The sequence below is a fragment of the Sphingobacterium sp. CZ-2 genome (assembly GCF_004526235.1).
GTDB classification, from domain to species: Bacteria; Bacteroidota; Bacteroidia; order Sphingobacteriales; family Sphingobacteriaceae; genus Sphingobacterium; species Sphingobacterium tenebrionis.
Genome location: NZ_CP038159.1, coordinates 553,599 through 574,340, shown reverse-complemented (window position 1 = coordinate 574,340; position 20,742 = coordinate 553,599). Strand labels below are relative to the sequence as shown.

The following is a 20,742-nucleotide window of genomic DNA, read 5'->3' as shown; positions in this document are numbered from 1 at the left end:
CGCCTATCGCTTATTTATAACTTCTTTGTGTTAACTTAACGTTTTCGAATACTAACTCTTCCTTGTGCAATACTTCAGGTTGGTTTTCCCCTTTGTATTCCCAAGCTGCTACGTATGCGTAGTTTTCATCGTCACGTTTTGCCTCTCCGTCTTCTGTTTGTGATTCCAAACGGAAGTGACCACCACAAGACTCATTACGTTCTAGGGCATCAACAACCATTAGTTCTCCAAGTTCCAAGAAGTCAGCTACACGACCCGCTTTTTCAAGGGACATGTTCAACTCTTCGTTCTTACCAAGAACACATACATCAGACCAGAACTCTTTGCGTAGCTCCTGGATCAATCCTTTTGCTTTGGTCAATCCTTCTGCTGTACGAGCCATTCCACAGTATTCCCACATAATGTGGCCTAATTTCTTGTGGATATCATCTACAGTTTTACTACCCTTCAAGGATAATAGTTTATTGACATAATCCTCCACCTCTTTACGAGTTTGCTCGAAAGCAGGATTATTGTGGTCAACTGGATTGAAGTTTCCGATTTTTGCTAAGTAATCTCCAACTGTATAAGGGATTACAAAGTAACCATCAGAAAGACCTTGCATCAATGCCGAAGCACCTAAGCGGTTCGCGCCGTGATCCGAGAAGTTAGCTTCTCCCAAACAGTATAAACCAGGAACCGTAGTCATTAGGTTATAGTCAACCCAAACACCGCCCATGGTATAGTGTACCGCAGGGTAGATACGCATTGGTTGCTCATAAGGGTTTTCGTCGGTGATTTGGTAATACATGTCGAACAAGTTACCATATTTCGCTTCTACTGTATCTTTACCTAAACGGTTGATCGCATCCGCGAAATCCAAGAATACCGCTACACCCGATTTACCAACACCACGTCCTTCATCGACCATTTCTTTCGCATTACGAGATGCCACGTCACGTGGTACCAAGTTACCGAAGGAAGGGTATTTTCTTTCCAAGAAGTAATCGCGATCGTCTTCTTTAATATCTTTAGGTTTGATTTCGCCTTTGCGAAGTTTTTCCGAAAGTTCAATAGTTTTTGGAACCCATACACGTCCGTCGTTACGTAGAGACTCCGACATCAACGTTAATTTTGATTGGTGGTCTCCCGTTACTGGGATACAGGTAGGGTGGATTTGTGTATAACATGGGTTAGCGAAGAATGCACCACGTTTGTGTGCTCTCCAAGCTGCTGTAACATTACAGCCCATGGCATTGGTTGAAAGGAAAAATACGTTTCCATAACCACCAGTACATAATAATACCGCATGTCCAGCATGGGATTCGATCTTTCCCGTAACCATGTCACGGGTAATGATCCCTTTTGCTTCGCCATTGATTTTAACGATGTCCAACATTTCATGGCGTGTGTAGGATTCTACTTTTCCTTTTTGGATCTGACGGTTCAAAGCAGAATAAGCGCCTAACAATAATTGTTGTCCAGTTTGACCACGTGCGTAGAAGGTACGGGATACTTGCGCACCACCGAAGGAACGGTTATCCAATAAACCTCCGTATTCGCGGGCAAAAGGAACACCTTGAGCCACACATTGGTCGATGATGTTTACAGATACCTGTGCCAAACGGTATACGTTTGCCTCACGAGCACGGTAGTCACCACCTTTGATCGTATCGTAGAAAAGACGGAAAACAGAGTCACCGTCGTTTTGGTAATCTTTTGCTGCATTGATACCACCTTGCGCTGCAATAGAGTGCGCACGTCTTGGTGAATCTTGGTAACAGAAAGTCTTTACATTGTAACCTAGTTCGGCTAAAGAAGCCGCAGCTGAAGCTCCAGCCAATCCGGTACCAACAACGATAATGGTAAATTTACGTTTGTTGGCCGGGTTAACCAGCTTCATATCAAATTTATGTTTTGACCATTTTTCGGCCAATGGGCCTGCAGGTACTTTTGAATCTAACATATTCTCTTATTTATTTAGTAGATCTCGCGAAAGCTGAATCTGTAAATAACCTATTTAACAAAATAAAAATACAATGGCATGGATGCGAATAGGATCGGGATGATGATACCGAAGATCCAAACGCCTAAGCCTCTGATGATTCCATTGTAACGTCTATGGTTGAAACCGATCGTTTGGAATGCCGATTGGAATCCATGGATCAAGTGGAAAGACAATGCTGCCATTCCTAAAACATATAATCCTACCAATAATGGGTTCTGGAATGTCACTTCTACCTGCTTGTAAAGATCCTTAGATTTTACCGTTTCGATACCATCGTTTACATAAGTTACATAACCTGTGTAGTCTGCAGGTACATTTTCAGCAAAGATGGTCTCCCTGTTTCCAGTTGCCAATTCCGTGTGGTACTCCACATAGGGAGTCGTACCGAATTTGTATTGGTACCAAAAGTTTTGCATGTGGGTAACAATGAAAACTAATAGAACAGTACCCAAGATTCCCATGTTGCGAGAATTCCAAGCGCTATTTGCCTTGCCATCATACTGGTTGTAACCAATAGGACGTGCCGACTTGTTCTTAAGCGTTAAGATCAAGGCATAAACTGCGTGGATGATAATAGAAGCGTAAAGTAAGTAGGATACTACTTTAATTGGGGTAAAGTGGGTCATGAAATATGCATAATTGTTGAACGCATATCCCCCGTCATCTTTAAATAGTTGTAAGTTACCAATCAAATGGACTATTAAGAACGTACATAAGAACAATCCTGTCAAGCTCATGATTAGTTTCTTCCCTAATGAAGATGTTAATACTGGCTTTGATTTACTCATTATTACTATGAATTTAATTTAGTTTCGCAAATCTATTCAATTGGTGACACATAACACGGAATTATGTTCAAATTTCCACTAATTTAGAATGGTTCTAATGTTTTATAAACAACAATGGCCAGATTTGATAACAAATCTAGCCATTGTTGTTTTTTTAGGTGATGAAGGGCTATGCCTACACCTGCCCTGAGCCTTTTCTATAAAAAGGAATATCCTAGACCAATAGACCACATGCTGATCTTCTGGCTCCTATTGCTTTCTTGACTGATGTTGTTCAATCCATGCTCATAACGCAAGTCGATCGTGATGCTTTTGATATCTGCACCAATACCGCCGATGATTCCTGTAGAAGATTTTTTGTAGTTCTCAAAATCTGTTGCGCTGTTGAAATCCACTTTACCATCTTGGGCAAAGGAAAATACCGGTCCAGCTTGAATACGCACGCCCAAAGGCCCTAATCCAATCTTGGTTCCCAATAAAATCGGAAGATCCATGCTTTTTAATGTAGCTTCCCCTTCTTCATTATTTTCTTGGTCCTTAAAACCTGCTTTTTTCTGGGTATAATACAGCTCCGGTTGAACATGGAATCCGGCTGCTCCAACACGTCCCCAAACACCCAACTGATACCCGGTCTTAGTGTCTGAGTTTAACCATTTTCCATCTGATTTTAGGCTTGAGAAATTCAATGCCCCTTTAACACCTAACTTTAAGCTCGGTAATAATTGAGCTTGACTGGCCTGCACACAGAATAGCAATGCAGCAACTCCTAGTATGATTTTTTTCATATTAAAAAATTAATATATTTACTATTTCCAATTACTAAAGTAGTAAGATTTTATCAAATAAGCGTTAAACTCATGTATAATTTCAAGATTCAGGCGAAAGATTGGCCAGTTCTAAAACTAAAATTAAAAAGAAAGTATAATACCTTAACTGAAGAGGATCTGCAGTTTCAGGATGGTCAAGAGGATGAACTTTTAAAACGCCTGGCTGTTCGTCTTAATAGAAATATTGATTACGTCATTTTCACCTTATCAAAAGAAATGGTGGACTTGGATTCCAACCGCTTGTAAGATGTCGGAGAAACTGATTTCCTGGGAGGATTTTGAACAGGTGGATTTACGGGTAGGAACGATCAGGAGCGCCCTTGATTTTCCGAAAGCCAAAAAGCCAGCCTACCAATTGGAGGTAGATTTTGGGCCTGAAATCGGAATTAGGAAATCATCTGCGCAGATCACTGCCCATTATTCCAAAGAAGAACTGATTGGAAAACAGGTGCTGGCAGTAGTTAATTTTCCAAAGAAACAAATTGCCAACTTCATGTCCGAATGCCTGGTAACCGGCTTTGCCGATGAAAACGGTGATATCATCCTAACCACTGTCGAACGTCCTGTTCCCAATGGCTCCAAATTAATATAATGAAGATCTATAATTTTGAAGATGATCCTTTAGCTGCTGTTCCCAATGTGGATGAACAGTACATGATGGAAGCCCTAAAATTGGCCAAGCGGGCAGCCGAAGAGGATGAAATCCCAATAGGTGCCATTGTTGTGGCCAATGGAAAGATCATTGGTAAAGGATATAACCTGACCGAAAAACTGAATGATGTAACGGCGCATGCCGAAATGCAGGCTTTTACGGCTGCTGCCAATTTCCTGGGCGGAAAATACCTGCGCGATTGTACCTTATATGTCACCATTGAACCTTGTGTGATGTGTGCCGGTGCCAGTTACTGGACGCAGATCAGCAAAATTGTCTATGGAGCCAAGGATATCAAAAGAGGGTATTCCGTTATTCAGGATAAAATCATCCATCCAAAGACCACCATTGTTTCCGGTGTACTGGAAAAAGAATGTGCAGAATTGATGACATCATTTTTTCGTCAAAAACGATGAATCGACCAATAATTAAGGCCCGAAAGCAAACTATACCGGGCATTAATTGTTATATTCGTACATAAATTAATAACATCAAAAATAATAATATTATGGCATTTCAATTAGAAGCGTTACCCTACGCTAACAACGCATTAGAACCACATATTGACGCAGAAACCATGGAAATTCACCATGACCGTCACCACCAAGCATACGTAGATAACTTAAACAAAGCAATCGCAGGAACAGACGCGGAAAATGCTTCATTAGAGGATATCATCACGAATATTTCTAAGTACCCAGCTGCTGTTCGTAACAACGGTGGTGGTCACTTTAACCACCAATTGTTCTGGACAGTTTTAGGTCCTAACGCGGGTGGTGAACCAACTGGTGAATTAGCCGATGCAATCAATGAAACATTCGGTTCATTTGATGAATTGAAGAAAAAACTTCAAGAAGCTGGTGCAACCCGTTTCGGTTCTGGATGGTCTTGGTTGATCGTTGGTAAAGATGGTAAATTAGCGGTTACTTCTACGCCTAATCAAGATAACCCTTTGATGGATGTAGCAGAGGTTCAAGGTACACCAATCTTTGGTATTGATGTATGGGAACATGCTTATTACTTAAAATATCAGAACAAACGCCCAGCTTATCTTGATGCTATTTTCAATGTTGTGAACTGGGATGCAGTAGCAGAGCGTTACGCGGCAGCGAAGAAGTAATGCTGCGCACGCAGCATTACTTCTTCGCTGCGTAGATATTAGATGATAGACATTAGATAATAGACATTAGCTAATAGATATGGTAAAGCGGACAGATATTGTCCGCTTTTTTTTTGCATCTTTCCCGTCATTGCGAGGAGGTACTGCGTCATTGCGAGGAGGTACGACGAAGCAATCTTTGGACTTTGTCATCCTGATCTTCGTCGAAGGATCTGAACGGGTACCAAATGTAGATGCTTCGACTGCGCTCAGCATGACATGCGGAAAGATTGCTTCGTTCCTCGCAATGACGCGGCTCCACAACCACGCCCCACTACCTCACCCTATTAACACACCCAAGGTCTATCATCTCAAATCTATCATCTATTATCTATCATTAACATATTTTAGCTAAGGAGGGCGCTTTCATCCCGCCCTCTTTAGCTAAAATATGTTAATGATAAGTCCGAATATGTTATATAAATGCCTGATAATATGCGTAACTTAGTGCGAAAAATTTTTTTTAGAATATAAATAGATAAAAAAGGATATAGAACTATGTTAAAAGGATTCTTTAATGTACCTACTCCAACCAATGAGCCGGTATATTCTTATGCTCCAGGAAGTAAAGAAAGAAGCTTGTTAAAAGAAGCTATCGCTGCCGCTCGTGCAACAGAAATTGATGTACCTATGTATATTGGTTCGGAAGAGGTTACTACGAGTAAAAAAGTAAAATTAACGCCTCCACACGATCACAAACATGTGTTGGGATATTATAACCAAGGAACAAAAGCGCATGTAAAAGATGCAATTGATGCAGCTTTGGCTGCTAAATCGGCTTGGGAAAACCTTCCATGGGAACAACGTGCTGCGATCTTCTTGAAAGCTGCCGAATTGATCTCTAGCAAATACCGTTACAAATTGAATGCGGCAACGATGTTAGGCCAATCTAAAAACGCTTACCAAGCGGAGATTGACTCTGCCTGTGAGATCGCTGATTTCTTGCGATTCAATGTGAAATACATGTCGGAAATCTATCAGCAACAACCGCCGATCAGCCCGAAGAATGTATGGAATAGGGTAGAGCAACGTCCGTTGGAAGGATTTGTATTTGCGCTGACGCCATTCAACTTTACTGCAATTGCAGGTAACTTACCGACTAGTGCGGCGATGATGGGTAACGTGGTGGTTTGGAAACCATCCAATGCACAGATCTACTCGGCAAATGTGTTGATGCAGATCTTCAAAGAAGCGGGCGTACCTGATGGGGTAATCAACTTGGTTTATGTATCAGGTCCGGATGCTGGAGATGTAATCTTCAAACACCCTGATTTCGCTGGTATCCACTTTACAGGTTCTACGGGCGTATTCCAGGACATTTGGAAAACGATCGGTGAGAACATCCACTTGTACAAAACCTATCCACGTATTGTTGGTGAAACAGGTGGTAAGGATTTTATCTTAGCTCACCCTTCTGCGGATATCGAAGTGTTGAACACGGCATTGGTTCGTGGTGCTTTTGAATACCAAGGACAAAAATGTTCTGCGGCTTCTCGTGCTTATGTACCGAAATCGTTGTGGAAAGAGTTGAAGAAAATGATGGAAAGAGACATCAAATCCTTCAGAATTGGTGGAACGGAAGACTTCAGCAATTTCATCAATGCGGTGATCGATGAGAAAGCGTTTGATAAGATCACAAAATACATCGACCGTGCAAAAGAATCTAAAGACGCGGAAGTAGTTATTGGTGGTGATTATGATAAATCTAAAGGATACTTCATCAACCCTACGGTTATTGTCGCTAAAAAAGGTGATTACGAAACATTGAGCGAAGAATTGTTCGGTCCAGTATTGACCATTTACGTTTATGATGACAAAAAATGGGAAGATACCTTGAAATTGGTAGATACTACTTCGATCTATGCATTAACAGGATCTATCATTGCGCAGGATCGTTATGCAGTTGAAGAAGCGACTCATTATTTACGTAATGCAGCAGGTAACTTCTACATCAATGATAAATGTACAGGTGCAGTAGTAGGACAGCAGCCATTCGGTGGTGCTAGAGGTTCTGGTACAAACGATAAAGCGGGTTCCATGATCAACCTATTACGTTGGGTTTCTCCAAGAACAATCAAAGAAACATTCAATCCGGATACGGATTACCGTTACCCATTCTTATTGGAAGATTAATCCTGAATTACCTTTTTAAAAAGGTAATTCTGAAATTATAAAAGGATTTTCCTGAAGTATATCCCGTTGTGCGAGCATAACGGGATTTTTTTGTTTTCATTCGGCTGGATATAGGTAAAGATTTACCAATATTGTCTTCGAGATCGCTTCGAGTTGATAGTGAGGTGTAAGGGAGATGTAAGTGAGGTGTAAGTGCTAAAAGACACTTAAATCCTACTTACATATCGCCTTTACCCTACTTAGACCATGAACTAAATAAGTTTATTTGTAACATATGTCCCAGATTAGGAACTAACTCTTTAAAATAACTATCTTAAATAAAATATTGACTAAATAACCTACGCTTATGTTTTTTCGTTTATTGAAGTTAGAATGGAAATCCTTTTTTCGATCTGCCAATTTGGGTAGAGGTTTGGGGGTAAAAATATTCTTGGGCTTCTTGGCTGTTTATTTTCTTGTCAGCTTTTTGGGGTTGGGGATTGCTTTATATCCGATCATGGAGGAGGTTTACCCCGGTGAGCAGCCTATTAAAATGGTGAATGGTTTTTTGTTGCTGTGGTTTGTGGGGGAGTTTGTGATGCGGTTTCTCCTGCAGAATCTTCCGGTCATGGACATCAAACCCTTACTCACCAAAAGGATAACCCGCAAGAATATCCTGCATTTTCTGTTGGCAAAAACCAGCTATTCCTTCTATAATTTCCTGACCTTGGTGACAGCTGTGCCTTTTGCCATTTACAGTTACCACATGCAAAGTATCAGCTTGCTGCAGATGCTGGCCTGGTTGATTGCTGTAGCAGGAATAGTTTATTCTTCCAACTTTTTTATCTTTTGGGTTCAGAAAAGATTTTCCAATAACCTGAAAGCCCTGATCCCATTTATTGTCATCTGCCTTGGACTGTATGCGATCGAATATTTTGCCATTTATTCCATCAGTAATTTATTTGGCTCCTTTTTCGATTTGATACTCCAATATCCTATCCTTTGCCTGATCCCAGTCTTATTGGCGGTTGTTTCCTATTGGGTAACCTATAAGGATCTGAAGGAAAATCTCTACCTGGATGCGTATATGGAAGAAAAACAAGGGTTTTCCGGGGCTTCAGATCTGAGTTGGACTAGTAGGTTTGGTGCGCTTGCACCCTTCCTGCAACTGGACCTCAAACTGATCTGGAGAAATAAACGAACCAAATCTGCACTATGGTTGAGCCTGGCCTTTCTGGCCTATGGCTTGTTCTTCTATACCAATCCTAAGTTTGATGGGGGCAACATGATGGTGTTTGTAGGGGTGATGATCACCGGGATCTTTATCATCAATTTCGGACAGTATATTCCGGCTTGGGACAGTTCCTATTTTCCTTTATTAAGAACAAGACCAATCACTATGGAAAAATATTTGGAATCGAAAGCAGTTTTGATGTATGGTTCAGCATTGATTTTGATGGTCTTGAGTACACCTTATCTATATTTTGGTTGGGATAAAGTATATACCAATTTTGCATGTGCGATTTATAACGTGGGCGTTAATGTTCCGGTGATATTGTTTTTTGGGGCTTATAATAAAAAGCGGATCGATCTGTCGGCCGGTAGTGCCTTCAATTATCAGGGAATCGGAGCGGCCCAGTGGTTGGTGGGGATTCCTTTGTTAGTGGCTCCAACCTTAATTTGGTTCGGCGTTTCTTTCCTAAAGGATCAGAATACGGCTAACCTGGTATTGATCGCTTTAGGATTGATCGGCTTGTTGTTGCGGAAAGTCATCATCAAAGGGATCGCGGAGATGTACGTGGAGAAGCGTTATGTGATGCTGGAAGGCTTCACGCAAAAGGATTAATGGTTTTATAATTATATTGGATTTTAAAGATTGTAAAGATGATACATATAGAAAATTTATCAAAAGTATATAATGGGGTTAGGGTGTTGGGCGTAGAGAGCTTGGATATCAAAAAAGGGGAGAGTGTAGGATTGGTAGGGAATAATGGGGCTGGGAAAACAACCTTGTTCAGTTTGATGTTGGATCTAATTCAACCTTCAACTGGAGAGGTGAGTATCAATGGGGTGAAGGTGAATGAGAGTGAGCGATGGAAGGATTTTACGGGATGTTTTGTGGATGAGAGTTTTCTGATCGGGTATTTGACTGCGGAGGAATATTTTTATTTTCTGGGGGACCTGCAGGGTTTGTCGAAACAGGATGTGGATGCGCAGGTAGGAACATATGAGGAATTTTTCAATGGGGAGATCTTGGGGAAGAAGAAGTTTATACGGGATCTGTCGAAAGGGAATCAGAAGAAGGTGGGGATTGTTGGGGCATTGATCGGGAAACCGGAACTGTTGATCTTGGATGAGCCTTTTGCGAATCTGGATCCTAGTTCGCAGTTCAGGTTGAAGAATATGATCAGGGGATTGATGGAGAAAAAGGATTTGACGATCTTGATTTCGAGTCATGATTTGTCGCATACGGTGGAGATCTCGGATAGGATTATTGCGTTGAATAAAGGCGTGGTGGAAAAGGATTTGGTGACTTCTAAGGAAACTTTGGAAGAATTGACGAGTTATTTTTCGGTGTAAGGTTTTTGGCCTCAGCGTCATTGCGAGGAGGCACGACGAAGCAATCTTTCGCCTAGTGTAAAGATTGTTTCGTTCCTCGCAATGACGTAAAAGTGCCTCCCAATGACGCTAAACCTTGCCCTTGCCAAAAGTTCCTAACCTTTCCCCTTGCCAAAAGTCCCTAACACCTCCCCAGTCTCCTTAACCAACGACACCTCCAACATCTTCCCTTCCGCGCTCACATCAATAAATGTCCGTTCACCTTCCTTCGGACCCCCACCAATAATCACATAATAATTATGCTCCGCATTCGGCTCATGAAAACCATGCCTATGCGTATGTCCTGAAATAACAGCATCCACCTTATTCCTCTGTAATACCTCATGGAAACATTCCTTATTATGCTTCGTTCCATGCCACTCATCCGAATGATGAAAAGGAATATGCGTCACCACAATAGTATGCCTCGCTGATTTCCTTTCCTTCGATTTCAATACCCCTTCCAACCAAGCCTTCTGTTCCAATCTATACCCGTCGTAATCCACCGTCCCAGCATAAACCTCATGGCTATCCGGTTTATCCTCGCCACTATCCAATACCACCCAATACACCGGTCCCATCTTAAATGCATGATAGAACTTACCCTCCGGATAATCAAAATAGGGCTTATAAGACCTCGCAAAAGCTCCTCGGGTTTCATGGTTTCCCCGTACCATCACCATCGGCGTTTGCCCAGCAAATTCGGCACTTACCGGTTTCAATAATTTATCCGTTAGGTCTTTCTGATTATTCACATAATGGAAAGAATCGCCATTCAAAAACACCAAATCCTTTTTAGGAAGTCTGCTTTTTTTATACAATACGCCATAAGAATTTCTATTCTCATGGATATCATTCAAAATCAAGGCGTAAACACTATTCTGATGGCTGGAAGCCAGATTCGCCGTGATCTCCTTGGATTTTATAGCCTGACCATACTCAATCTTATACGCCTCAAAACGGGTGATTTCCTTAGCGGCTACCCGATAGGTCAAGCTTGGCCCATTCCGTTTCACCCGAAACTTAAAGAGATCGGTATTTGCATTCCGCATCCCATCTTCAACCTGGTAAATCGTTTCGACGATAGCCTTGTTATTATCCAACACTTCCACCCAGGCAATACAAGGTTTATTAAAAATACAACAGATGCTGACTTCACGGTCAGTCAGATTTTGTAGGTAGGGCGCTGTTGCGAAATCAAAGCTTTGCGCTTGATCTGCACTTTCCAACAAACTGGTGGAATGGTTTTCCTGCTTGGCATGCGCAGGGATGCTTGCACTTAAGCCCATCAGGCCTAGTCCTTTTAGGAAATTTCTTCTATTAAAGCTCATTATTTAAGTATGGGTTGATGATCAATTAATACCTTAAAATTAAGCCTTTTAAAAATAAGGAAACTGTTTTGGTTGTAACAAGAATGCGATGAATAAAAAATGGGCAATCGTTTGCGGATTGCCCATTTGCCCCATTCGGGTATTTGTTAAACTATTCTTCTTCTATTAACTATTCTTCTTCTTTCGCGATGGCTTGGTCAAGATCTTGTCCAGTAACTTCTGCACGGATCTTAGCCTCTAATTCATCCATCAAATCCGGATTATCAAACAACAGGGATTTCACGGCGTCACGACCTTGTCCCAATTTGGTGTCCCCATAGCTGAACCATGAGCCTGATTTCTTGATGATGTTATATTCCACACCTAAATCGATGATCTCCCCAACTTTGGAAATACCTTCACCGAACATGATGTCAAATTCTGCCACTCGGAATGGAGGAGCAACTTTATTTTTAACGATCTTCACTTTTACGCGGTTACCTGCTACCTCATCCGAATCTTTGATCTGCGAAGTACGGCGGATATCCAAACGTACAGAAGCATAGAATTTCAATGCATTACCACCAGTTGTCGTTTCCGGGTTTCCGAACATCACCCCAATTTTTTCACGTAATTGGTTGATGAAAATACAACAACAGTTTGTTTTGGCAATCGTTCCGGTTAATTTACGTAAGGCTTGGGACATCAAACGCGCCTGAAGACCCATTTTAGATTCTCCCATTTCGCCTTCGATCTCTCCCTTCGGTACCAAAGCGGCTACGGAGTCAATCACGATCACATCGATCGCTCCTGAACGGATCAGGTTATCGGCAATTTCCAATGCCTGTTCACCATTATCTGGTTGTGAGATCAACAGGTTCTCGATATCTACCCCCAGTTTTTGGGCATAGTATTTATCAAAGGCATGTTCCGCATCAATGATGGCAGCGATACCCCCTTTTTTCTGAGCTTCAGCAACAATATGTGTAGCTAACGTGGTTTTACCTGAGGATTCCGGACCGTATATTTCAATGATACGACCTTTTGGAACTCCACCAATACCTAAGGCGATGTCCAATCCCAAAGAACCGGTAGAAATAGCTTCGATCGGTTCTACGGCAGAATCTCCCAATTTCATGATGGTTCCCTTTCCGTAGGATTTCTCTAGTTTATCTAAGGTAAGCTGTAAAGCTTTTAATTTGTCTGAGTTGCTCATATTTTTAGTATATTAAGATCAAAAATAACGTATTGTTTAGATAACTGCAAATTATTTACTAAAAAAATTAGTTTAAATATTGTATTTATTTAAAAATAAGATGTTTAATAGCAGTTAAAGTTAGTTTAAAGATAAATATAGGTTAAGTTTTTTCTACCGGTTTGGCCTTATATTTCTGTTCAAAGTATTTGCAGAAGTAGGTAATGGGACAGATTTCGCATTTCGGCTTTCTGGCCACGCAGATATATCGCCCATGCAGGATTAACCAATGATGCGCAATAGCGATGGTATCCTTCGGCAGGTATTTGATGAGTTGTTTCTCGACGGCCAATGGGGTAGTTGCCCGGCTGGTCAGTCCTAAACGATTGCTGACCCGGAATACATGCGTATCCACCGCCATCGCCGGATTATGGTAAACCACAGAAGATATGACATTAGCCGTTTTACGACCAACTCCTGGTAATTTGACCAGATCTTCGATTTTCTCCGGTACGGTAGAATCGAATTCTGCTACCAGTTTTTGAGCCATACCCAACAGATGCTTTGCTTTATTGTTCGGATAGCTCACGGAACGGATATAGGAAAAAATCTCTTCCACGGAACTGGCGGCTAAAGATTCCGGTTCAGGGAAGCGTTCGAAAAGGGCAGGGGTAACTTGGTTGATGCGTTTATCCGTACATTGTGCAGAGAGAATAACAGCGACCAACAACTCATAAGGGTTGCCGTAGTTCAATTCAGTCTGTGCATCGGGATTATGGGTAGAGAAGTATTCGACGAATGCCTTATATCTATCTTTTTTTAGCATGTACAAATATACTAAAAAGGAACATAGCCACTCCGCTGTCTGAGTGGCTATGTTTTATAAATTACGAAGTGACTTTGAATAGTTGAGTATATTTGCTATTGTTTTATCTTCTGGATTTTTTGATAGTTGCGAAATGCAACCTTTAATCTTATCCTCGAATGATACTTCAACTTCATTATTCTCTACTGTATTCGAGAATTGTTCTTCGTAGTTTAATTCATTTGTTTTAGTAGAATTTTCAACCATAAGCATCTTTGTTTTATATAGTTAACGCAAGATACTTATCAATATTGTGAAAAATTTAACATTTTTTTACTTTTTCTTCGAAAGTAGCTTATCAGCCTCTACAATGGCCTTATAGGCATTCACCACACCACCACTAACGGAAATTTCATCCAAGTAAACACGTTTGTTTCCAGATTCTCCCTTTACTTTTACCTTTTGGTCGATCTTGGTCACCGAGTTCATGATCACTTGTTTTACTTCTTCTGCTGTAAAGCTTGGGTAATATGCACGGATCAAGGCAGCTAATCCTGATACCACTGGGGCAGCCATACTGGTTCCATCCATATCTTTGTATTTGCTTTCCGGCATGGTCGAATAGATTTTCACCCCTGGAGCAAATACATCTACGCTACGGTAACCGTAGTTGGAGAATTCTGCCAATAGGTCGGCATCTACTTTCCAAGCTGTGGCGCCAACCGTGATCCAGTTTTTAGCTTCACCGATGATCGCATCCACGCTATCCGTAAAATATTTCATGGGGTAATTTTTCTCTACATCGACGTTCTTGGAATCATTACCAGCGGCATGAACCAAAAGGACATCCTTGGATTCGGCATATTTAACGGCTTCATCTACTGTTTTTTTGTTGTAGACATAACCTTTTCCGAAACTCATATTGATCACCTTTGCGCCGTTATCTACCGCATAACGGATGGCATTGGCTACGTCCTTATCTCTTTCATCACCATTGGGAACCACACGAACCGACATGATCTGTACCTGATCGGATACGCCATCGATACCCAGGTTGTTTTTGCGTTTGGCGCCGATGATCCCTGCTACGTGGGTACCATGGTCGGCATCAGGACCTTTTACATCTGCATTTCCATAATGACGTTCCGATGCATCATCGTACGTATCGCCGATCAACGGACGCGGGTCGAAACCTTTGTTCAAGTGGTAATCTACCTGATCGCTGAAATAGGTAGCACCTTCTTTGATGTCCTCAAAGAATTTTTCAAAGCTTCCTTTTTCCATTTCCTTTTTAGCGATTCGGATGATGTTCTTTTGGTTGTTGTTCGGGTTAGGGAATGCATCCAGATCCGCTGCCGTAATAGCTTTAGGATCCTTTCCGATACCTTTTACAATGGCTTCCAAGCTTTCTTTGATACGCACATAGTTCTGCTTACCGAACGCCGCCTCATCCATTTTGGAGGTATAATCGGTCACCATTTTTTGATAAGCGACAAATTCTCTTCTTTCTTTTTCAGAAAGAGGTGTAGAAGGAAGGACGGAAATGTATTTAGGTTCATAGATACGGATCAAACGGGTCACTTCCAGGTTATCGTGGTCCACGTTTTCACCTTTGGCATTCCCAAGGAAATTCCAACCATATACATCATCGATATAGCCATTGCCATCATCATCCTTACCATTTCCAGGGATTTCCTTTTTATTCTTCCAAAGCACATCTTTTAAATCTTCATGATGGATATCCACACCACCATCCAATACGGCCACGATTACCGGGCTAGCTTTACGGCCCTTTAATAATTCGTAGGCTTTGTCTGTGCTGATTCCCATCGCTCCATCTTTTTGGTGATCCAAATTGAACCAATTTGCCGGAGCTTTATCTTTTTCTTGGGCAACGCTATAGAAAGGTAGGATACCTAAAGCGAGATAGCACAACAATTTATTTGTTTTTAACATATTTATTAAGATTATAATTTTCCAAAATTAATGTTTTATGGGATATTCATCTGTTAATTAATCTAAAAACTAGATATTATTGCTAAATTTAATCCCAACTAAGACCATTATTAAATTTAAATATATGAAAGAAAAAATTGTTTTTGGTTTAATACTATCGATGATTATTTCATCATGTTCACAAGAGACAAGCGTGAAAAAAGACCCTATAATTTGGCCAGAGGCCACAGCTCCCATTGCGGAATTAAAAGCATTCCAACGTATAATCCATGGCGATACCGTTCAGGATCCTTACTATTGGATGAATGATTATTTTAAGAAGGGCCCAGACTCTTCAAAAGTTGTTTCTTACCTGGAAGCGGAAAATAATTATACCAAGGCGATGATGCAGGACACGGAAGGTTTTCAGGATGTGCTTTTCAAGGAGATGAAGAGCAGGATCAAGGAAACAGATGAAAGTGTTCCCTATCTGAAAAATGGCTATTATTATTACCAACGTACCGAAGAAGGGAAGCAATATTACAAGGTGTGTCGGAAGAAAGGTAATCTTCAAGCTCCTGAGGAGGTGCTTTTGGATGTGGATAAAATGGCCGAAGGATTTCCTTATTACTCCTTGGGTGGTGTTTCGGTAAGTCCGGATAATAAAATGGTTGCTTATGGGGTGGATACGGTATCCCGTCGGGAATATGTGATCTACATCAAAAACCTGGAAACAGGGGAGATATTAAAGGACAGGATCGCGCGGACTTCTGGTTCTGCGATCTGGGCGAATGATAACAAGACCCTTTTCTACACGGCTAAAAATCCGGTGACTTTATTGAGTGAGAAGATTAAGCGTCATACCTTGGGAACCGATTCCAAGACCGATGCCACCGTTTATGATGAAAAGGATAACACCAATTATATTGGGGTATGGAAATCCAAGAATGATCAGTATATTTTCATCCAATCGGGAGGTACATTGAGTTCGGAAACCTTATACCTGCGTTCGGATGATCCGAACGGAACCTTTAAGGTGTTCCAGCCGAGGATGAAGAATGTGCTGTACTCTGTAACGCCATTAGCGGATCGTTTCCTGATCCAAACGAATGATGGTGCCCAGAACTTCAAGGTGATGGAAACGCCTTTGGATAAGACCGGAAAGGAAAACTGGAAGGAATATATCCCGCATAGAAAGGATGTGCTGATCGAGGGCTTGGATGAATTTGAGAATTACTTGGTGGTATCTGAACGCAAGAATGGGTTGACCAACCTGGCGATCCGTAATCTAAAAGATAACAGCCAACATTACATGGATTTTGGCGAAGCAGCCTATACGGTATATTCCAGTGCCAATCCGGAATACCATACGGATGTGGTTCGATATGGCTATACCTCGATGGTTACCCCATCTTCCACCTATGATTACAACATGAAGACCAAGGATAAGACCTTGTTGAAGCAACAGGAGGTTTTGGGAGGATATGATGCCAACCAATATACTACCGAAAGAATCATGGCTAAGGTAAGGGATGGTGTGGAAGTTCCGATTTCAATTGTTTATAAGAAGGGAACGAAGAAGGATGGGAAAGCGCCTTTATTGTTGTATGCGTATGGATCATACGGAAGTTCAATGGATCCGACCTTCAGTTCGACCCGTTTGAGTTTATTGGATCGGGGTTTTATTTTTGCCATCGCACATATCCGCGGGGGAGAGGAAATGGGAAGACAATGGTATGAGGACGGTAAGATGATGAAAAAGAAGAATACCTTTACGGATTTCATCGATTGTGGGCAGTTCTTGGTGGATCAGAAATATACGTCGAAAAACCATTTGTATGCGCAGGGCGGTAGTGCGGGTGGATTATTGATGGGTGCAATTATTAATATGGCACCAGAGCTTTGGAATGGTATTATTGCGCAGGTTCCTTTTGTGGATGTGGTGAATACCATGTTGGATGAAACGATTCCATTGACGACCAATGAGTATGATGAGTGGGGGAACCCGAACCAGAAAGAGGCATATGAATATATGAAATCGTATTCGCCTTATGAGAATATCGAAGCTAAGGAATATCCGAATCTGTTGGTAACAACGGGCTTGCATGATTCGCAGGTGCAGTATTTTGAACCGGCGAAATGGGTGGCGAAATTAAGGGCTACCAAAAAAGGAAGTAATGTGATCTTGTTGAAAACGGATATGGATTACGGGCATGGCGGCGCTTCTGGAAGGTTTGATTACTTGAAGGATGTAGCGCTGAATTATGCTTTCTTGTTTAAGCTGGAAGGGATAAGGGAGTAGGGAATTCGAAGTGGGGATTTCGGAGTTGGGAATTCGAAATCTTCGCGTGAGTGATACCTTCGCGTCATTGCGAGGAGGTACGACGAAGCAATCTTTGGGTATGCTGGCGCCCCATGTCATCCTGAGCGCAGTCGCAGGATCTGTACGAATGGTTATGTACGAACAGATGGTTCGACTTCGCTCACCATGACATGGCTAAAGATTGCTTCGTTCCTCGCAATAACGTGAAGTTTACAATGTCGAAGCCTCGCAATGACGCGAAGTTTACAATGACAAGGTCTCGCATTGACCTAAACCTTATTTCTTATTTTTCAAGCTGTCCGCTTGCAATTGAACTTCCTGCTCTCTCGCCTCATTTTCCTGCTCCCTCGCATCAACCTGATGCTGCTTATAATTTTCCATCGCAACCTTACTTGCAGTCTGCGACACCAATACCCCAGCAATCGCAATCACCGTAACCACCAATATCCCCCACATGTGCTTTTTCTTGTCCTGCTTAACCAGCCAGTACATAAAATACACATAAGGAATCACGAACAGGATATAGAAAATAATACTTGGACCAACCATGATATTTAAATATTTCTGCAAAACTAAGGAAATATTTACGGTTTGGAGCATATCCCTACCAATCTCCCAACAATCTCCCGCCAATCTCCCAAAATCTTACAAAACAATGAAAGATTTTAAACGTTTCAATAATGTAGTGGTCTAATTGAAAGGATTGCAAATAAGTAGAATAGATGTAATTTTTTATGTAAAAAAACTACATTGATATTGCATAAAAGAAAAAAATAATTGTTTACTTTTGCGCAGTCTGATCACAGGATATAAAACGATAAGAAGATGATTTGTAACAGAACATTTTTGGGATTATTTGGCCAAGCTTTCTACAAGCTTGTTCAGGTGTCCTATGTGCATGTTCGATCATTTAATTGTCCAATACTTCGATTCCGACGACCTATTCTGCCTCGAGCTTGATTTACGAGGCAGGCAAATTTCCCATATTGATTTTCCATCAAGCTCGATGGAAGATGGTTAGAGTAAGATTAGATAATCCAAATACTTCGGTATTTACATTTTAGGTCGATAAATTTAAATGACACTTTCAGATTTTTTGATTATTCCCGCTACAGCAGATCATATTGGTTATGCTGAGGTTATCTGTGACGAAATGTTTGAGTCTGCAAAGGCTCGTGGTACAGGTATTGCACGTCGTAAACCCGAATACGTGGCCAGAAAGATGGAGGAAGGGAAGGCAGTGATCGCTTTGCACAAGGACGGTACTTGGGCAGGTTTCTGTTATATCGAGACCTGGAGCCATGGGGACTATGTGGCCAACTCTGGCCTGATCGTCAATCCTATTTTCCGAAAGGTGGGTCTTGCAAAAGCCATCAAGAAAAGGGTCTTTGAATTATCGCATGAAAAATATCCGAAGGCCAAGATCTTTGGTCTGACTACCGGATTGGCAGTCATGAAAATCAACTCGGACCTGGGATACGAACCGGTGACCTATTCGGAATTGACCCAAGATGAAGAATTCTGGAAAGGATGTCAATCTTGTGTGAATTACGATATTCTGATGGCGAAGGACCGTAAGAACTGCATGTGTACCGCCATGCTTTGGGATCCAGTGGAAAAAGAAAAAGAGCTCAAGGAAAAGATCCAGCGTAAAGCGGAAGCTAAAGAACGTTTGGACCGTATCTCCAAGAAACAGTCTTTATTGAAACGCATTGAAGCGAAGCTATGGAAGTCTACCAAAAAAATGGTAGCAACGGTGTTTCCGGTAGGCGTTAAACCTGTAAAAGGTTTTTAAATTGTTATTTTTGTTATTATCAGCATATTAATCGTTATAAAATGAAAAAAGTAGTTTTAGCATTTAGTGGTGGGTTGGATACTTCCTTCTGTTGTATCTATCTTTCTCGTGACCTAGGTTTGGAAGTTCATTCTGTCATCGTTAATACCGGTGGTTTTTCGGATGAGGAATTAAAGACAATTGAAAATAGGGCGTACGAGTTAGGCGTGAAATCCCATACGACCATTGATGAAACTGAAGACTATTACCGTGGAACGATTAAGTATCTTATTTTTGGTAATGTACTGAAGAATGCGACCTATCCACTTTCGGTGTCTGCCGAGCGTGTTAGCCAGGCAACAGCAATTGCCAATTACGCGAAGAAGATCGGTGCTGAATGTGTGGCTCACGGTTCAACCGGAGCAGGAAATGATCAGGTACGTTTTGATATGATCTTCCAGACCTTGATTCCTGGAGTGGAGATCATCACGCCAATCCGTGATCTTCAGTTATCTCGCGAGGATGAAATTGAATATTTGAATAAGCATGGTGTGGAATATTCGGCAGAAAAGGCAAAATATTCTATTAATAAAGGCTTGTGGGGTACATCTGTAGGAGGTGCGGAGACATTGACCTCCAACCAATACCTACCAGATGCGGCATGGCCAACCCCTGTTACTTCAACCGAGCCAATGCAGGTAAGTATCGACTTTGAAAAAGGTGAGCCTGTAGGTTTGAATGGCAATAAAATTGGCGCTGTAAAAGTGATCCAAGAATTACAGGCTTTGGCTCAACCTTATGGAATCGGCCGCGATATCCACGTTGGAGATACCATTATCGGTATCAAAGGCCGTGTAGGATTTGAGGCTGCTGGTCCATTGATCTTGATCAAAGCGCATCATACTTTAGAAAAACATACCTTGACCAAATGGCAATTGTCTTGGAAAGATCAATTGGCTGGTTTTTATGGAAATTATATGCATGAAGGCCAAATGCATGATCCGGTAATGCGTGATATGGAGGCTTTCTTGCAAAGTTCTCAAGAAACGGTAACAGGTCGTGTTTTTGTAGAATTACACCCTTACCGCTTTGTTATTTTGGGTATCGAATCGGAGCATGATCTGATGTCCAATAAATTCGGTAGCTATGGGGAAATGAATAAAGGATATACTGGTGATGATGTGAAGGGGTTCTCCAAGATTTTTGGTAACCAAACCATCATTTGGCATAAAGTAAACAGCAAAGGATAACATAAGTAAACAACAAGGAATTTTAAG

The 20,742-nt window shown here is 41.4% G+C and carries 18 protein-coding genes; 10 read left to right on the top strand and 8 right to left on the bottom strand.

What is annotated here, in order from left to right:
• Window positions 1-10 precede the first annotated feature (10 nt).
• From E3D81_RS02495 to E3D81_RS02485, 3 genes are all read right to left on the bottom strand, one after another.
• Window positions 11-1,945 (bottom strand): fumarate reductase/succinate dehydrogenase flavoprotein subunit, encoded by a 1,935-nt coding sequence (locus E3D81_RS02495; protein ID WP_134776292.1) that lies wholly within the window; start codon window positions 1,943-1,945, stop codon window positions 11-13.
• Window positions 1,946-1,995: 50 nt separating this feature from the next.
• Window positions 1,996-2,775, bottom strand: coding sequence for a succinate dehydrogenase cytochrome b subunit (locus E3D81_RS02490; RefSeq protein WP_099365436.1), 780 nt, complete (start codon window positions 2,773-2,775; stop codon window positions 1,996-1,998).
• 197 nt (window positions 2,776-2,972) lie between these two features.
• Window positions 2,973-3,560 carry a porin family protein gene (locus E3D81_RS02485; RefSeq protein WP_099365435.1) on the bottom strand — a complete coding sequence of 196 codons (588 nt, stop codon included), beginning with the start codon at window positions 3,558-3,560 and terminating at the stop codon, window positions 2,973-2,975.
• Between the two features lie 72 nt (window positions 3,561-3,632).
• On the opposite strand from E3D81_RS02485, the gene E3D81_RS02480 reads away from it, so the two are divergent.
• From E3D81_RS02480 to E3D81_RS02450, 7 genes are all read left to right on the top strand, one after another.
• A complete protein-coding gene (locus E3D81_RS02480) occupies window positions 3,633-3,848 on the top strand; it encodes a hypothetical protein (protein WP_099365434.1) in 216 nt (71 codons plus the stop codon).
• Window position 3,849: 1 nt separating this feature from the next.
• Window positions 3,850-4,194 (top strand): tRNA-binding protein, encoded by a 345-nt coding sequence (locus tag E3D81_RS02475; protein ID WP_134776291.1) that lies wholly within the window; start codon window positions 3,850-3,852, stop codon window positions 4,192-4,194.
• The gene (locus tag E3D81_RS02470; protein WP_099365432.1) at window positions 4,194-4,670 is read left to right on the top strand and encodes a nucleoside deaminase; all 477 of its coding nucleotides are present in this window, start codon (window positions 4,194-4,196) and stop codon (window positions 4,668-4,670) included. The genes E3D81_RS02475 and E3D81_RS02470 overlap by 1 nt, the downstream gene beginning before the upstream one ends.
• A 92-nt stretch (window positions 4,671-4,762) precedes the next feature.
• The gene (locus tag E3D81_RS02465; protein ID WP_099365431.1) at window positions 4,763-5,374 is read left to right on the top strand and encodes a superoxide dismutase; all 612 of its coding nucleotides are present in this window, start codon (window positions 4,763-4,765) and stop codon (window positions 5,372-5,374) included.
• A gap of 537 nt (window positions 5,375-5,911) precedes the next feature.
• Window positions 5,912-7,546, top strand: a complete 1,635-nt coding sequence (gene pruA, locus E3D81_RS02460; RefSeq protein WP_099365430.1) for an L-glutamate gamma-semialdehyde dehydrogenase — start codon at window positions 5,912-5,914, stop codon at window positions 7,544-7,546.
• 346 nt (window positions 7,547-7,892) lie between these two features.
• Complete coding sequence (locus tag E3D81_RS02455) at window positions 7,893-9,371, top strand: DUF5687 family protein (protein WP_134776290.1); 1,479 nt, start codon at window positions 7,893-7,895, stop codon at window positions 9,369-9,371.
• Between the two features lie 38 nt (window positions 9,372-9,409).
• Window positions 9,410-10,105 carry an ABC transporter ATP-binding protein gene (locus E3D81_RS02450; RefSeq protein ID WP_134776289.1) on the top strand — a complete coding sequence of 232 codons (696 nt, stop codon included), beginning with the start codon at window positions 9,410-9,412 and terminating at the stop codon, window positions 10,103-10,105.
• Between the two features lie 134 nt (window positions 10,106-10,239).
• Here the strand turns inward: E3D81_RS02450 and E3D81_RS02445 are convergent, their stop codons facing one another.
• From E3D81_RS02445 to E3D81_RS02430, 4 genes are all read right to left on the bottom strand, one after another.
• Window positions 10,240-11,454, bottom strand: coding sequence for a metallophosphoesterase family protein (locus E3D81_RS02445; protein ID WP_134776288.1), 1,215 nt, complete (start codon window positions 11,452-11,454; stop codon window positions 10,240-10,242).
• Window positions 11,455-11,623: 169 nt separating this feature from the next.
• The gene (gene recA, locus E3D81_RS02440; RefSeq protein ID WP_134776287.1) at window positions 11,624-12,649 is read right to left on the bottom strand and encodes a recombinase RecA; all 1,026 of its coding nucleotides are present in this window, start codon (window positions 12,647-12,649) and stop codon (window positions 11,624-11,626) included.
• 142 nt (window positions 12,650-12,791) lie between these two features.
• Window positions 12,792-13,454: an endonuclease III gene (nth, locus tag E3D81_RS02435; RefSeq protein ID WP_134776286.1), complete on the bottom strand. Its 663-nt coding sequence runs from the start codon at window positions 13,452-13,454 to the stop codon at window positions 12,792-12,794.
• Between the two features lie 312 nt (window positions 13,455-13,766).
• Window positions 13,767-15,389 (bottom strand): S8 family peptidase, encoded by a 1,623-nt coding sequence (locus tag E3D81_RS02430; RefSeq protein ID WP_134776285.1) that lies wholly within the window; start codon window positions 15,387-15,389, stop codon window positions 13,767-13,769.
• Window positions 15,390-15,513: 124 nt separating this feature from the next.
• On the opposite strand from E3D81_RS02430, the gene E3D81_RS02425 reads away from it, so the two are divergent.
• Window positions 15,514-17,670, top strand: a complete 2,157-nt coding sequence (locus E3D81_RS02425; protein ID WP_134776284.1) for a S9 family peptidase — start codon at window positions 15,514-15,516, stop codon at window positions 17,668-17,670.
• A gap of 297 nt (window positions 17,671-17,967) precedes the next feature.
• Here E3D81_RS02425 and E3D81_RS02420 read toward each other — a convergent pair whose 3' ends face one another.
• A complete protein-coding gene (locus E3D81_RS02420; RefSeq protein ID WP_209023095.1) occupies window positions 17,968-18,261 on the bottom strand; it encodes a hypothetical protein in 294 nt (97 codons plus the stop codon).
• A 508-nt stretch (window positions 18,262-18,769) separates the two neighbouring features.
• Here E3D81_RS02420 and E3D81_RS02415 point away from each other — a divergent pair.
• On the top strand, window positions 18,770-19,486 hold the full coding sequence (locus tag E3D81_RS02415; protein ID WP_099368138.1) for an N-acetyltransferase: 717 nt from the start codon (window positions 18,770-18,772) through the stop codon (window positions 19,484-19,486).
• Between the two features lie 41 nt (window positions 19,487-19,527).
• Window positions 19,528-20,715, top strand: coding sequence for an argininosuccinate synthase (gene argG / locus E3D81_RS02410; RefSeq protein ID WP_134776283.1), 1,188 nt, complete (start codon window positions 19,528-19,530; stop codon window positions 20,713-20,715).
• The last annotated feature ends 27 nt before the right edge of the window (window positions 20,716-20,742 follow it).